This is a genomic window from Pseudomonas sp. NFACC16-2, from assembly GCF_900119205.1.
Lineage (GTDB): Bacteria > Pseudomonadota > Gammaproteobacteria > Pseudomonadales > Pseudomonadaceae > Aquipseudomonas > Aquipseudomonas fluorescens_Q.
This window is the reverse complement of sequence record NZ_FPIX01000004.1, coordinates 79,465-94,671: the sequence shown is the minus strand read 5'-3', so window position 1 is coordinate 94,671 and position 15,207 is coordinate 79,465. Positions and strand designations below refer to the sequence as shown.

Here is a 15,207-nt window from a genome sequence, read left to right as displayed (position 1 = left end):
CCTGAATGTCCACGGCCTCCCTGTCACCACGACACATTCTGACCAGCCCTCATCCCATCCTGCCTTCTTCATAGCAACAGGATAGTCAGCATGGGAACCCGACTCACCCCCTTCGCCCACGACAGCCGCCGAGCTGCCGATACTTGCGCACTCTCGCTGAAGTGGAGTTTCCAACTGCTGCTGGATCTGGGAGGGCATCGAAACTTAATAAGTCGACACGGGCTCAACGATGATGATCTGGCCCGTGAGCTTGGTCTGGCCAAATGGGTAGACCATGTCGAAGAGTACAATCCGGCCCTTGTCTTGTCTGCCTTGCGCCGAAGCGCGCGTTCGTTCCAGACAAGTCATCCGGATACGCCATACCCGGACCGCCTGGGGAGCAACCTCGAGGCATTGGGAGGACTATTGGGGCTGGCAGACGCAGAATTGCGAATACTGGGATTTTGCGTGCTGATGCATATCGACCCAGTGCTCAGCGATGCCACCGATCAGTTGGGCATGGTGGGATTGAACCGTGCCATGAAAGTCCTGGCGGTTTTGTTGGGCCTGCAACTGACCGACGTCGAGGCCTGTTTGGCGAACAACAGCCCATTGATCCAAGCAGGCTTGTTGGAGCTGGGAAGCAACTCCCGCGCGTCGACGGCACTGAACTCGATGTTGACGGTGAGCAATCAGGCACTTCCCGGGCTGCTGCGGTTCAGCAAAGGCACATCGCTGGATTTGTTTGCGTATGCCTTCCGCCCAAGCCCGCCAGGCAGCTTGAGCCTGGCGCACTACCGACACATCAAACAGCCACTGAACATCGCTGAACGCTACTTGGCCAAAGCGTTGGCTCAAGGCCGTCAAGGCGTGAATATTCTGCTTTATGGTCCGCCGGGCACCGGCAAGACCCAGCTCAGTCGATTGCTCGCCAAGCGCTTGAACAGCGCGCTTTATGAAGTGGCCTGCACGGACAGCGATGGTGACCCCGTGCAGGCCAAACAGCGCCTGTGCTCGTTACGTGCAGCCAACAGCGTGCTGCGCTCGCAACGGGCCCTGCTCGTACTGGACGAGATCGAAGACATTTTTCAAACGGCCAGCACCGACGCTCATAATCGTTCGCAAAAGGGCTGGATCAATCGCATGCTGGAAGAGAATGCGCTGCCCTGTTTCTGGTTGAGCAACAACATTGAAGCGATCGACGCGGCACATTTACGTCGCTTCGACCTGGTGATCGAGATCCCCAACCCACCTCTGGCGCAGCGCAAGCAGATGCTGCGTGAGTGTGGCGAGGGTAAGTTGAGTGAAGCATTGATCGAGCATCTCAGTGCCCATGAACAAGTGACTCCGGCCGTGCTGGAGCGAGCCGTGCGAGTAGGCCGCAACGCAGGAAACCGTGCCGGCAAGACGCTGGATACGACGATCCGTTGCATCGTCGACGGTACACTCAAAGCACAAGGCCTGGAGAAACTGCACAATGACAGCGGCAGCGGCTTGCCGACTTTCTATTCTCCGCAATGGATCAACGCCGACCAGGCGCTTGATGGCCTGGTTGAAGGCCTGCGTATCCATCCCCAGGCACGCCTGTGCTTCTACGGTCCGCCCGGCACGGGTAAAACGGCGTTTGGCCAATGGTTGGCGCAAGAATTGGGCAAGCCACTGATAATCAAGCGTGTCTCCGACCTGGTTTCACCCTATGTCGGAATGACAGAGCAGAATCTGGCGGGCGCCTTCGAACGCGCGCAACAGGAAGACGCGGTGCTGCTGCTCGATGAGGTTGACAGTTTTTTGCAGGACCGGCGCAAGGCACGACAGAGCTGGGAAGTCACCGCGGTCAATGAAATGCTCACGCAAATGGAAAGCTATCAAGGGCTGTTCATTGCCTCGACCAACCTGATGCTCGATCTAGACGAAGCCTCCTTGCGGCGCTTTGATCTAAAGGTTCATTTCGGCTACCTGGCCCCCGCCCAGGCACAGGCATTGTTTGCCGCGCACTTGAAGGCGCTGGCACTGAAAGACCCGCAGCACACCGCAGCCAATCGCTTGCGAGGCGAGCGGCACCTGACCCCAGGTGACTTTGCGGCAGTCGCGCGCCGAGGACGTTTCAAGCCATTCGCCACTGCCGACGAGCTGGCCGGGGCGTTGCTGGCGGAGTGCCGACTCAAGTCCGCCGGCCAGCAGCGCCCAATCGGTTTCATACATTAACCGGACTAAAGGTTGCCCGGTTGTCGCCGATAGGCAGACAACCCGGCAAATTCGCTAGCTGCAGGCCCGCCTCACTATTACAAGGATGATTTCTCTTGCCATCAGCCAAGAACCATACCGCGTTGAGTCGTCAATGGGAGTTGCTGCAACAATTGCCCAAGCGCGCCCCGGGTATCACGGTGAGTGAATTGCTGACCCGCCTGACGACCGCGGGCTACTCCATCAGTCGCCGCAGTATCGAGCGCGACTTGCGTGACCTGTCCCTGGTGTTTCCGTTGCAGTGCAACGACGGTGGAACGCCCTTCGGTTGGTATTGGAAGCCGGGCGTGAGCGTCGAGTTGCAGGGCATCACCCTGACTGAAGCCGTCAGTCTGGCGCTGGTCGAAGATGCGGTGCGCCCGCTCCTTCCAGCCAGCATGTTGAGCGTGCTGGAACCGCGCTTCGAGCATGCCCGGCAAAAACTCAAAGGCCTCGAAGATGGCAACCCCGCCGCCCGCTGGCCCGACAAAGTTGCGAGCGTTCGGCCGGATTTCAATCTTCGAGCGCCGGACATCCAGGCGGAAATCCTGGAGGCCCTGCAACATGCCCTGATCAGCGAGCAGCAAGTTCATTGTCAGTATTACTCGGCACACACCAACAAACTCAGTGAGCTGACGCTCAACCCCCTGGCGATTGTCCAGCGAGGGCTGATCACCTATCTGATCGCTACCGCCGCGCCGTATACCGATGTCCGTCAGTTCGCGGTTCATCGCTTTCGAGCGGTAACGGTGCTCGACACGCCATGCCAGGGTCTGGAGACATTTGAACTGCAAACGTACCTGGCCACCGACGCTTTGCAGTTTGGCAAACCGGAGAAGATCCAACTCAAGGCCTGGGTGAGCGAACACCAGGCCAGGTTGATTCGAGAAACGCCGTTGAGCACGGACATGGTGCTGGAAGAACGGCCAGAGGGTTTTCAGATGCAAGCGACCGTCAACAATACATGGCAATTGCACTGGTGGATTCTATCGTTGGGCGACTCGTTGGTCGTGCAGGAACCTGCGGCCCTGCGTCAGCAGGTAGGCGATACATTACGCCGCGCAGCGGCGGCTTACGCACCAGAAATCTAGCGCAACCGACGCGACTAGCCCATTTTTTGCTCGACGGCTCAACAAGGCAGGAACACATGCTCACACCCGCCACCCTGAACGACATCGCCTGCCATCTGCGTGATCTGGCCGGCTATGTCGAACGTACACCTATCGATAGCCTCCACGAGGTGTTCATTCCGCTCAGTGACATCCGCAAAGGCTATCCTGCTCAAGCGTTGGAAGCGCTTAAGACCTGGTCCTCTTCCAAAGCGCGCTACATCTATCAGATGTCAGTCGACGACGCTGTCTGCGAAGACCTCTATCTGGCATTTGCAGAGGCCAAGGACACGCGCAAGAATGATCGAGCCTATTGCCGCCTGAATCCTGTATCACGCCTGCTGTATGTCGGAAGCTCCGTCAATCTGGATGCGCGGATCAAGCAGCACTTGGGCTTCGGCAATAAAGGCACCTACGCCTTGCAACTGTCCCACTGGCTGCCGGAATGCGAGGGAATGTTGCGCATTCAAGCCTGGCGATTCAGCAAAGAGGTCGACGTTGCCGTGGTCCAGGCGATAGAAGATGGCTTGTGGGCCTCGAACCGGCCCATGTTCGGCAGACAGGGCGCTCGTTAAGCCGTGCGCTGACCGTTGAGGACGTCCGCTACGCGCTAGCCTGAGCAAGTAATCGCGGCAGTATTTCTGCCGCTTTACCGACGAGACTGAACTCCCTCTCGCCCTGGATCGATTCTCGCTGCAGGTTGACATGCACCACGAGAGCACCATGCTCCCTGGCGATCAAAGGAATTTTCGCTGCGGGCTGCACCAGTCCCGAAGTGCCCACCGAAAGCAGCAGATCGCAATCTTCGGCAGCGGCCAGCGCTTCACGCCATGCCTGCTCCGGTAGCGCCTCGCCGAACCAGACCACACCCGGCCGGACCTTGCCATTGCAATGCCGACAGCGAGGAGGCTCGACCCTGCGTCCATCTCCAGGTTCATTCAATGGATCGGTAGCCTGCTCATATGGCCGGGCACACGCAAAACAGCGCGGCGAGTGGAGGCTACCGTGCAAATGAATCACGTCATGACAACCCGCACGCTCGTGCAGGTCGTCGACATTCTGGGTAACGACCGTCAGCCTGGTGACTCGCCGGGCGAGCTCGGCAATGGCCAAATGGGCGGGATTGGGTTTGGCGGCGAGAACCCTCGAGCGTCGCCATTCATACCATCCCCATACCAGCGCCGGGTCGTTACGAAAGGCATTCGCCGTGGCCAGCGCAGCAGGATCAAAACGCTCCCACAATCCGGTCATGGCGTCGCGGAACGTCGGGATGCCGCTCTCGGCGGAAACACCCGCGCCAGTGAAGACAACCACATGGGACGCATCGCGCAAACGCGGGCCCAGAAACTCGATCATGACCGCCTCCTAGTGTCGTAACCGGCCAAACCATTCAGCCAACGCACGATCGATCCTATTGGCCGGTCGCAAGGTCAGCGCTTCGTTTCCACACCTCTCGCATCGCTCGAACCAGTCTCCCGGTACAAGGGCATCACTGAGCGGCGCGACCGTTTTCTTCCAGCCACAAGTATCGCAGACAAAGGTGAAAGGTCTTGGTCTTATGGGCATGTCATGACGCCTTCGTCCCGCTTGGTTTACGCCCTAGGCAGCAAGGCCAACAGCATTTCCACCGTGCCTTGTAACCGTCCATCGATACCCGACTCTCAAAACCCATGGCATTTATCTCCTGAGGCAAACGCAGCCCCGGCAGCCAGTCGGTACCAGTGCGTGGCCTTGGCAAAATCTGGCGCCTGGCCATCCATGCCTTTTTCATGCAAACGCCCAAGCGCTTGCGCCGCACACAGGATGTCGCGCTCATAGGCCTGCTCGTAGTAACTGGCCGCCAGGTCCTGGTTAATGCCCATGCCCCGCCCGTACCAGGCTTGCTCGCCAAGATTGAACGCCGCCTCACCCGACCCCAGCACATACGCAAGTTTGAAACATCGGCGAGCAAGGACACTATCGAAAGGGACGCAACGACCGTTGATCCAGAGCCAGCCGAGATCATTGAGCGCATCAGGATCCGAAGCGAGGGCGTCATCGCGTAGCGAACGGTACAGAATGCGTAGCAACGCAGGATCGGCCATAGTAGCCACGGGGTTCGCGGCCTTGATCGTGAGGTACGCAAGCTTGCCGTCGACCGGCGCTTTCAACAGTCTCAAGGACGGCATGCCAATGTCTGCATCCGCAACGCATGGCGACCGCGACTCGACAAACCGCATGCGCTCGGCATCGGGCAACAGGGCGTCCAAAAGCTGGAACATTTTTTCGTCTGGGCTCATTCGTATAGCCTTCCGGTTGATCATCTCGATAAGCCCCATTATCGAAATGCCGACGTCATTTTGTGTCGCAACCGCATCTCGACACATCCTGTCGTGCCCGATTATCACAATGAAGGCTCATTACCGTTAACCAGAGCCTGAACCTATGAAAACCTAGCGAGCCTTCATGCAGCGCGTGGTCGCTACCGCCGGCCCTCAAGCCAACTTCACAATCACCGTTCAGGCGGTGACCTCTGCCATGGCAAAGGTCACCGCTGAAGCGCAGTACCCAGGCTACAAATGCTTGAACGCCCCACTCAAGTGCGTTGAAGCGTTGCCAGTTCATCTTGCAGTTGCAGCGCCAGTCCGCTGGTTCGCTGCACATTGCGACTCACCGCCCCTTCAAATACGCCCGGACTGGCTTCGACCAGGCTGAACCATTGCTTGGCACGGGTGATGGCGGTGTACAACAGCTCCTTGGTCAGCACAGGGTTCAGCGCATCGGGCAATACCAGGGCCGTATGGTTGAACTCCGAGCCCTGGGACTTGTGCACCGTCATGGCGAAGACCGTCTCGACCTCCACCAGCCGGCTCGGCATCACGAAACGAACACCGCCGCTGCCATCGTTTCGCGGGAAGGCCACACGAAGACCCCGCTCCGCAGAGGGACCCGGTACCCAGAGAGCAATGCCGATGTCACCATTCATCAAGTTCAGGCTGTAATCATTGCGGGTGACCAGCACCGGTCGCCCTTCGTACCACCCCTGGTCCCCCGACAACAACTCACAGCGGCGCAGTTCGGCGGCCACTCGTTGATTCAGGCCCTCGACACCCCAAGGCCCGCGACGCAGCGCGCAGAGCAGACGGAACTCATCAAACGCGCCCAATACTTTGCCAGCCCAACCGGCCCAGAGGGCACTGTCCCAGGGAGTGCCTTTCGCAGGGCGCTGGTCTCGCAGCTGCTCAAGGTAATGACGGTAACCCGGAGCATCGCCTTTGCCGTTGATAATCAACTCGGTGAGTGCGACATCATGCTCGCCTCGCAACTTGAGGTTGAACAGCTGAGGCAATTGCTGATCAAGCAGGCTTCGTGCTTCGGCGGCATTTTTCTCATTGACCAGTTTGGCCAAACGCCCAATGCCCTGCTGGGCGTCGAAGCGTCGGGAGTAGCGCAGCATGACGGTTTGCTGGGCCAGCGGATCGCCAGCACCGACTGCCGTTTGCAACCCCGGAGCACTGACCGACTCACCACTGTGGGCCTCCAGCCAGGCCACTGTTTGCTCGCTATAGACGCCGGCTTCAGCGTTGCGACAAAGGTCGCCCAACACGGAGCCTGCATCCACCGATGCCAGCTGATCCTTGTCACCCAACAGAATCAAGCGCGCCTGCCGAGGCAAGGCATCGAGCAAGCAAGCCATCATTTCCAGGTCAATCATCGACGCTTCATCGACCACCAATACATCCAGCTCCAGTGGCTTGTCCCGGTGGTGAATGAAGTTGCGCGAATCCGGTCGACTGCCCAACAGACGGTGCAATGTGGAAACATCCGTCGGGATCGCCTCTTGCACCGGGGCGCTGACCGGCAACTCACGGACGGCCTTGCCAATGGACTCGGACAAGCGTGCTGCTGCCTTGCCGGTGGGGGCGGCGAGACGAATTCGCAGCGGCTTCCCTTCCTCCACGGCCGGTGTTTGCAACAGCCCCAGCAAACGCACGATCGAGGTGGTCTTGCCGGTGCCGGGGCCGCCGGTGATGACGCTGAAGTTACCTCGTGCCGCCAGCGCACAGGCAATTTTTTGCCAGTCGCTACGGCGTTCACCGTTAACTTCAAAGGTGTCAGGGAACAAGGCATCGAGCCGACTGGAAAGTTTTTCCGGTGTTACCGCGTCCACGCTCAAACGGGCGCTCAGCGCCTGGGCAATGCTGCGCTCATAGTTCCAGTAACGACGCAGGTACAGACGCTGTCCGGTCAACACCAGCGGCCGCTCCGGAAATCGCTGCGGCTCGTCCCGATCCTCCACCATCGTGCTCAAGCATAACGCCCGGCGCCATTGCGCGACATCCAGGCCCAGCAACCATTGCGACGGTAATTGGCCGCCCTCCTCCCCTTCAGGAGGTAACGACAACACAAAGTCAGGCGCTTGCAGGGTAGCAACCAGATCCAGGCAGGAATGCCCTCGACCCAGTTGATGACTGGTCATCGCGGCGGCCAGCAACACACTGGCCTGGGCCTGGGGATCCTGTTCAAGTATGAAGGTGGCGAATGAGCGATCCAGTGCGCGCAACCAGCCTCGGTTCACCCAATTGTCGAGTAGATGCAGCAGCTCGCTGCTGTCGGCATCGCCAACGAACAACGGCGGGTGATCAACGTTGCGCTGGCCGTTGCTCAGTTGCTTAAGGGTCTGGCTCATGCGCTGGCCTCCGCGTGCTGGCCCATGAAGAGTTGGTCCAGTTGTTCAATCAACTGCCGTGGCGGTCGCTCGAAATGCACACCATGGGTGGGCGCCTGGTGTCCACGGACGAACAGGTACACCGCCCCGCCCATGTGCCGTTCGTAGTCATACCCGGCAAGGCGCAGCTTGAGCTGGCGATGCAAGGCCAGCAGGTACAGACACAGCTGCAGGTCGTAACGCTTGTCCAGCATGGTTTCGGCCATCGCCTCGGCGTCGTAGGCCTGGTCGTTGCTGCCCAACCAGTTGGATTTGTAGTCCGCTACGTAGTAGCGACCTTGATATTCAAACGTCAGGTCGATGAAGCCTTTGAACATGCCGTTCAACTCATTGGCGGCCAGTACGGGACGCGGTGCACCACCCAATGTGTATTGCCGCACCAGTGCATCAAGGCGCTGAACGCTCACCGCGCGACTGGAAAACCAAAACTCCATCTCTACCTGATAGGTGCTGAGGGTCGATAGTTTGCACTGGGTACCGTTGAATCGCAGCGGCGCATTCAGATAGCTGCCAAGCCAAGCGGACAGTGGCTCGATCCAGGTTTCCCAGTCGCGAAGGTTGCAGCGTCGGGCAACGGTGTTATGGAGCGTGATCGGATCTCCAGCGGTCTTGGCAAAACCTTCGCGACCGGCCCATTCGAACAGTCCATGGAGAAAGGTGCCAGGTCCTGCACCCCGAGGGAAACCGTGAATCCCGGCTCCTGCCGGCAAGGCTTCAGCTTCGTCCTCCTCCTGCAAGTTGGCTTCCAGCGCGGTCGCCGGCTCCAGGCTGATACCCGGCTCCGCCCCCATCAGGACATATCCGTCGGCAATGGCCAAGGCCGAGTAACTGGCAATCCACCAATTTGCCGCGAGCTTGTGCAAGGGCCGCAAGGCTGGGCCCACCGGTGGTGGAGTGGGTGCCGTGTGGACATTTTCCGATGGTGCTGGCGCTGCGCGCACCTCAATGTCCGGGCAGCCACTGGCCAGTGCCTCGACCACGCCGAGCAGACTCTCCGCGGCTATCGGCTTCTCGCCAGCCAGCATGTAACCCAGGCCTGCCTTATGCAAATCTGTCGATTTTCCTCCAGCCTTGGCCCCCTGAGGCGCCACACATATCCAGGTGGCGTAACGGGCTCGCGTCAGGGCAACGTAGAGCAGGCGCATCTCTTCACCCATGCGCTCATCGTTGGCAAGCGCCTGTGCCGGTTTGGCCAGATCCCCCTTGATCAGCTCGATCACCAGCCCCTTGTCGTCGTGGAACATAGGCGGTGTTGTGCTTCGGCCATCGATCGCCCTGGCGCTACAGGCAAATGGCAGCAACACCAATGGGTATTCCAGGCCCTTGGACTTGTGCACTGTGATGACCTTGATCAGGTCTGAATCGCTTTCCAGCCGCAGAATTTCTTCTTCGCTCTGGCCGCCGACCTGCTCGGCGAGGTGGCGGATCAACGCATGTTCGCCATCGAGTTCGGCGGCGCTGCGTTGCAACCATTCGGCCAGATGCAACAGGTTGGTCAAGCGGCGCTCGCCCTGTTCTTCCAGAAGCAAACGGGCCGGTACCTTGAACGTGGCAAGCAGCTTGCGCAGCATCGGCAGCACGCCTTGTTGCTGCCACAACACACGAAAATCCCTGAACAGCAGGACCTGTTGCTCCCAGAACAATTCATCCTGGTTCAATTGCTCCAGGTTCTGCCATGACAACCCGACGCTGCGGGTCGCCATTGCAGCACGCACCAGCCGATCGCTGGTCGGTTGAGCGCACGCCCGCAGGATATACAGAAGGTCTTTGGCCTCTTCGCTTTCGAAGACCGAGTCCCTGTCGGAGAGATAAACGCTGGCCAGTTGCCGATGCGCCAGGGCTTTGCGTATGGCTTCAGCCTCCTTGCGATTGCGCACCAGAATGGCGATATCGGCGGGCCGCAAGGCGACGAATTCACCATTGCCTTTCAGCAAACCGGAACACTCGGTTGCAGCGGGATCAAGCCAAGCCTGAATCGCCGATGCCGAAGCTTCAGCTGCGTTACGCAAGTAGGTGGCGTTATTGACCACACCCTCGGTTTCCAGCTGCCAGAACGTCAAGGCAGGTTGATCCGCCCCCTTGATCTGCAACACATCGTCACGCCCATTGGCCTGGACGGTGTTGAACGGCACCGGGTTGCCCTGATCTTCTGTGGCGAACCGAAACGCGCCCCGAGGCTGGGCTTCGGCGTATCGGAAGCAGTGGTTGGCCGCGTCGACCATCGCCTTGGTGGAACGATAGTTGGTCCCCAGTGTGTAATGACGGCCAGCCGTTGCCTCGCGCGCCTGGAGGTAGGTGTAGATGTCCGCACCACGGAAGGAATAGATCGCCTGTTTCGGGTCACCGATCATGAACAGGCCGCAGTCATTCAGGTTGTCGGGGATGCGGTAAATGGTTTCGAAGATCCGGTATTGAACCGGATCGGTGTCCTGGAATTCATCGATCAAGGCGACCGGGTACTGCTTGCGAATGGTCTCAGCCAGACGTGGGCCCGACGGGCCTTGCAAGGCCTGGTCAAGTCGATTGAGCAAGTCGTCGAAGCCGATTTCGGCGCGACGGCGCTTTTCTTCATCAAAACGCTCGCGCACTTCATGCAAGGCGTGCAGCAGCAGTTGAGCGCGGATATCAACTTTGGCATCGCGCTGTTCGATCCACAGATCAATCGCCTTGAACGCCTGATGTTCAGGTGCCACGGCCTTTCCATTCAGTGTTATGCCTGTCTGACCGAAGGCGTGCACGTTATGCGGTGCCGGTTGCCCCCTGGACCACTGCGCCAGTTTATTCAGGAGACCGTTGAAGACGTCATCTTGTTTGATTTTTCTGTAGGTATTGCCACTCATGTGAGGACGAATGCTGCGCAACACCTCCTCAAGTTCGTTCTGATGCTCAAGCCAAAGCTTGCGAGCGTTACGCTCCAGTTCGCCGACTGTTCCGTACCATTCACCCGGTTCTTGAAGTAACGCCTGCAACGAGCCAGGGGTTTCAAGGGGCTGGGTGTTGTATTGATAGGTCGCATCCCGTCGCGTCAGCAACGAACCGAGCGCATCCCCCAGATCCTGTGGGCTTTTGAAACAATCACTGATGGCTCGGGCCTGCTCCACCGGTAACTCATAGAAATGCCGACGCCAATAATCCCTGACCACCTCGGCCAGCAATTCGCTCTGATCGGTCTCCAGTGTCTGAGTGAACAGGCTACCACTGTCGAAGGCATGCTCACGCAACATCCGATAGCACCAACCATGGATGGTCGAGACAGCCGCTTCATCCATCCACTCACCCGCCAGTTGCAGCCGACGCGCGCAATCAGGCCATTCCTGCGGCGGGTACTCGGCACGCAGTTGCTGCAGCAGCTTGTCGTGTTCGCGCTCAGGTTCCAGAAAGCACTGTGCCGCTTCGGTCAAACGCGCACGAATACGGTCGCGCAGTTCTTGAGTCGCGGCATCAGTGAAGGTTACGACCAGAATCTGCGGTGGTGTCAGCAGGTCCTTGAAGGCGGCTTCACCTCCATGACCAAGCACAAGACGCACGTACAACAAGGCGATGGTGAAGGTTTTGCCAGTACCGGCACTCGCCTCGATCAATCGGCTGCCATGCAAGGGAAAGTCGAGGGGGTTGAGATTCAACGGTTTCATTGGTCGCTCCCTGCGCGGCTCGACGAAAGATGATTGAACAGTCCGCCATACAAGCGCGTGGCCCACGAGGCGAAATGACCGGAGGCGCACAGCTGATCGAAGTCAGCGTAGGCACGGCGCAAGGCGAAAGAGCTGTCCGCCTCTCCAGTGCGCATGTAGCCCCCGTCGAATGTCTCGCGGGCTTTCTCGGAAGCCGCGTCGTTGTCTTCCCCGCCTTCCCCCACTTCCTCGAGCCAGGCGAATGCGCTTTTGCAGGCGACTGGCAGCGGTTCACGCATGCCCGCCACCCAGGCGTCGAGCAGCGACTGCAACTGTTCTTGTGCCTGTTGCATTGGCATTGGCCGGAACACTACATCCCCGTTCAAGCTGACCAGAATCGTGGTGCAGCCCGGTTCACTCAGTTGCAATGCCAGATGGCGCACCCAGGGACGAACCAGGTTGTGCCAGCGCCAACTGTCGTCGTTGCATAGCTTCTTGCTGTCCAGCTGCAAGTAGGCTCGCTCACCTTGGGCATTGCGGCGAATGCCACCCAGCCAGTCACTCAATCCTGGGGTCGGTTCGTGCGCCGCGATCGTTGCGGCGGTCTGGCCCTCCTCGATTTCCGGCCACGCCTGCAACTGCGCGTGATAACGCTCCAGCATGTCCGGCAGTGGCTCGGCCAATGCCGATGCGCTCAACGTGCCGAAGCCGCTCAGCGGCAACTTGCCTTCACGCTGTAAACGCTGCACATGCAGATCAAGCTCGGCCATCGCGTCCTCAGATCGGTAGTCCTCTTCTACCCAACGCTTGAGCGCCTGGCTGAGTCGATCCTGGTGTTGCCAGTTCTCAAGGCCGTCGAGCTGAAAGGTTTCATCGTCGCGGCTGGTCAATTCGTCATTGTCGAAATTGACCTTGAGCCGCTGCTGAAAGAACGCCTCGACCGGATCACGCACAAACCCGGCCAGTTGGCGCAGGGTCAATGGCGTGTCTTGCGCGAGCCCGGGCAGCAGGTCGACCGATAGGTTCTCGGCCTGGGAATCATGCACCTCACGCCACTCATGGGAGTAAGTGAATAGCCCATCAGGCCCTGGCTGGTCGGCAAAGTAAGCCGCACTGAAAGGCTGTAGCGGATGTTCCTGAGTCAAGGCGTGCAGCAACGCCTCGGGCGTTGCCGACCGCCAGCCGCTGGCCAGATGATCACGCAGTTGCCCGATTAGCACCGAGGGCACGCACTCACTGTTGTCGCGGATATTGCGACCGACCCAACTCACGTACAACTGCTCTCGGGCAGACAACAACGCCTCCAGCAACAGATAGCGATCATCCTCGCGACGCGAGCGATCTCCCGGGCGGTAATCGTTGCGCATCAGGTCGAAATCGACTGGCGACTGTTGGCGCGGATAATCGCCATCGTTCATGCCCAGCAGGCACACCACTTTGAAAGGGATCGCGCGCATCGGCATCAACGTGCAGAAGTTCACTGCACCGGCGAGAAACCGCTGCGACAAGCCGCCCTCCTCTATGCCGGAAAGCCATGTTTCATGCATAACGCTCAACGGCAGCGGTTCGTCGAACTGCGCGGACTCGCAGGTACGCAACCAGTCATCGAGCAGCTTGAGCAACTGGTTGACCAGCAATTCTTCAGCATCCCCCACCGGGCGGAAAAACACCTTCAACAGCGATTGCAGGCGCTCGACCCAGAGTATTGGCGTGGCCGGCTGCTGCAGGTCGTCCCGGGCAATTTCCAGGTGATCGAGCAAGGTCAACAGAGGCCCCGCCAGTGCGGCTTCCAGGCCGGAAACCTCGTCATAGGGCTCGATTCCATTCAGTTCAGGCCCTTGGGCGGCCGCGTAGCCCAACAGCATGCGGCGCATACCAAAGCGCCAAGTGTTTTGCTCCAGGCCCGCAGGCATGTCCAGGCTTTCGCGCTGCTGCGCATCGAGGCCCCAGCGCACACCGGCACCGTCGATCCAGCGCTGCAGGATCGGCACATCCGCTTCCTTGATACCGAAACGCGCCCGCAATGCCGGCACATCTAGCAGGTCGAGAATATCGCTGACGGCGAAGCGGCTATGGGGTAGTTTGAGCAAGTGTTCGAGGGCGATCAGCAATGGCTGGCGGCCACGCTGCCCCTGGTCGGCCAGGGTAAAGGGCAGATAACGAGGGTCATGACGCGGCACCTGACCGAACACGGCCTCGATATACGGTGCATACGCATTGATGTCCGGCACCATCACGATCACATCCCGAGGGCTTAGCGCCGGATTGGCACTGAAGCGGGCGAGCAACTGATCATGCAGCACTTCCACTTCACGCTGCGCGCTGTGGACCACGTGGAAGCGCACCGAGCGATCCAGGGCCACGTCGACGGGGCCCCATACTTCGCGGGTTTCAGCCAAAGGACGCAATTCAAGAATGTCGCTTTGCAATTGACCTAGGAGGCTTGAAGGTGGCTCGTCATTGAACAGGTCGATACGCCCGCCGTTCAAGCCCTCGAACAGGTGTCGATAACTAGTCGGCTCGTCATAGTGGTCGAGCAAATTGATGTAGTCGCGACCTTGCTTACCCCACGCGGCGAGTAAAGGCTGGCCATGTTGGCTCGTCGCCATAGAGGAACTTCTGTTTGGCTGACGGCGATAGGCATGGCCCAATAAGTCTTTGTCAGCGACGATATCGCCCCAGTGATGGCGACAAGGGTTGTGCACACACAGCAACACCTGGCTGTAGCGCGAGAGTATCGCCAGGGCTTCCAGAACCTGTGCCGGCATAGATGAAATGCCAAACACCACCACACGCCGAGGTAACCCATTCGGGCGCTGCCCTGATTCACGCAGGCGTGCGACAAAACGCTTGTGAACACCGGCACGGCTCTGCTCAAGAGCACCCTCGCCAACATCCGCCAATACTTCACGCCACAGCTCCGCTTGCCACAGATTGTCGGGCTCCAGCGGCTTCACACCGCCTTTGATGTGCTTTAGCTGATCACGCCCAGCCGCCCAGTCCTCCAGCCAGTCGGCCCGATAGACCTGATACTGGTCAAACAGGTCCGCCAGCCGCTCGGAGAGTTGGTAGAGTTTGCGCTGATCGTCATCCTCCTGAAGAAATCGCCGCAAGCTGCTGAAATTGGTTTTGCTTAGCAATTGCGGCAGCAAGCGCATAAGTCGCCAACTCAGTGCCGCCTTGTCCAGCGGGGAGGACTCTGGTGTCGTCTCCGTCCCCAATACAGACCTGTAGGCCTGCCAAAGGAAACGCGCAGGAAGTTGCACATCCAACGCTGCGGCGATACCGCAGCCACCGTTATCAGGATCTTCAGCCAGCGCCAGCTTCAACCATTGAGCAATGCCGTTGCTGTGCACCAGCACGACTTCGTTTTCCAAAGGAGCCAACGGGTAGCGCTGCATCCAGTTCACAACTAGCTCACGCAAGTCATCCAAGCGATTGCCGTGAATAATCATGAAGCCGGGCTTCAACGAGTCCGCATCCTGCATAAACGCTTCCCTCAGCCATGAACGCTCAGCTCTGCGATACAGAGCAGCAAAAGGCCATCACTTTAATCCGATATGGCTATGTATCACCA

Annotated in this window: 8 protein-coding genes; 3 read left to right on the top strand and 5 right to left on the bottom strand. The window is 59.2% G+C overall.

Features of this window, described 5'->3' with window-relative positions:
• Positions 1-90: 90 nt before the first annotated feature.
• The 3 genes from BT116_RS05770 to BT116_RS05760 all read left to right on the top strand — a co-directional run bounded on the left by BT116_RS05770 (position 91) and on the right by BT116_RS05760 (position 3,886).
• Entirely contained in the window at positions 91-2,184 is a 2,094-nt protein-coding gene (locus BT116_RS05770; protein ID WP_072341017.1) for an AAA family ATPase, read from the top strand.
• 95 nt (positions 2,185-2,279) lie between these two features.
• Complete coding sequence (locus tag BT116_RS05765) at positions 2,280-3,293, top strand: helix-turn-helix transcriptional regulator (protein ID WP_072341014.1); 1,014 nt, start codon at positions 2,280-2,282, stop codon at positions 3,291-3,293.
• A gap of 56 nt (positions 3,294-3,349) precedes the next feature.
• The gene (locus tag BT116_RS05760) at positions 3,350-3,886 is read left to right on the top strand and encodes a GIY-YIG nuclease family protein (RefSeq protein ID WP_072341011.1); all 537 of its coding nucleotides are present in this window, start codon (positions 3,350-3,352) and stop codon (positions 3,884-3,886) included.
• 28 nt (positions 3,887-3,914) lie between these two features.
• Here the strand turns inward: BT116_RS05760 and BT116_RS05755 are convergent, their stop codons facing one another.
• The 5 genes from BT116_RS05755 to recC all read right to left on the bottom strand — a co-directional run bounded on the left by BT116_RS05755 (position 3,915) and on the right by recC (position 15,118).
• Positions 3,915-4,667, bottom strand: coding sequence for an SIR2 family NAD-dependent protein deacylase (locus BT116_RS05755; protein ID WP_072341008.1), 753 nt, complete (start codon positions 4,665-4,667; stop codon positions 3,915-3,917).
• A 305-nt stretch (positions 4,668-4,972) separates the two neighbouring features.
• Positions 4,973-5,590: a tetratricopeptide repeat protein gene (locus BT116_RS05745; protein WP_139209406.1), complete on the bottom strand. Its 618-nt coding sequence runs from the start codon at positions 5,588-5,590 to the stop codon at positions 4,973-4,975.
• Between the two features lie 296 nt (positions 5,591-5,886).
• Complete coding sequence (gene recD, locus BT116_RS05740) at positions 5,887-7,980, bottom strand: exodeoxyribonuclease V subunit alpha (RefSeq protein ID WP_072341000.1); 2,094 nt, start codon at positions 7,978-7,980, stop codon at positions 5,887-5,889.
• Positions 7,977-11,651, bottom strand: coding sequence for an exodeoxyribonuclease V subunit beta (recB, locus tag BT116_RS05735; protein WP_072340997.1), 3,675 nt, complete (start codon positions 11,649-11,651; stop codon positions 7,977-7,979). Before recB ends, recD begins: the two co-directional genes overlap by 4 nt.
• A complete protein-coding gene (gene recC, locus BT116_RS05730; RefSeq protein WP_072340994.1) occupies positions 11,648-15,118 on the bottom strand; it encodes an exodeoxyribonuclease V subunit gamma in 3,471 nt (1,156 codons plus the stop codon). The genes recB and recC overlap by 4 nt, the downstream gene beginning before the upstream one ends.
• Between the last annotated feature and the right edge of the window lie 89 nt (positions 15,119-15,207).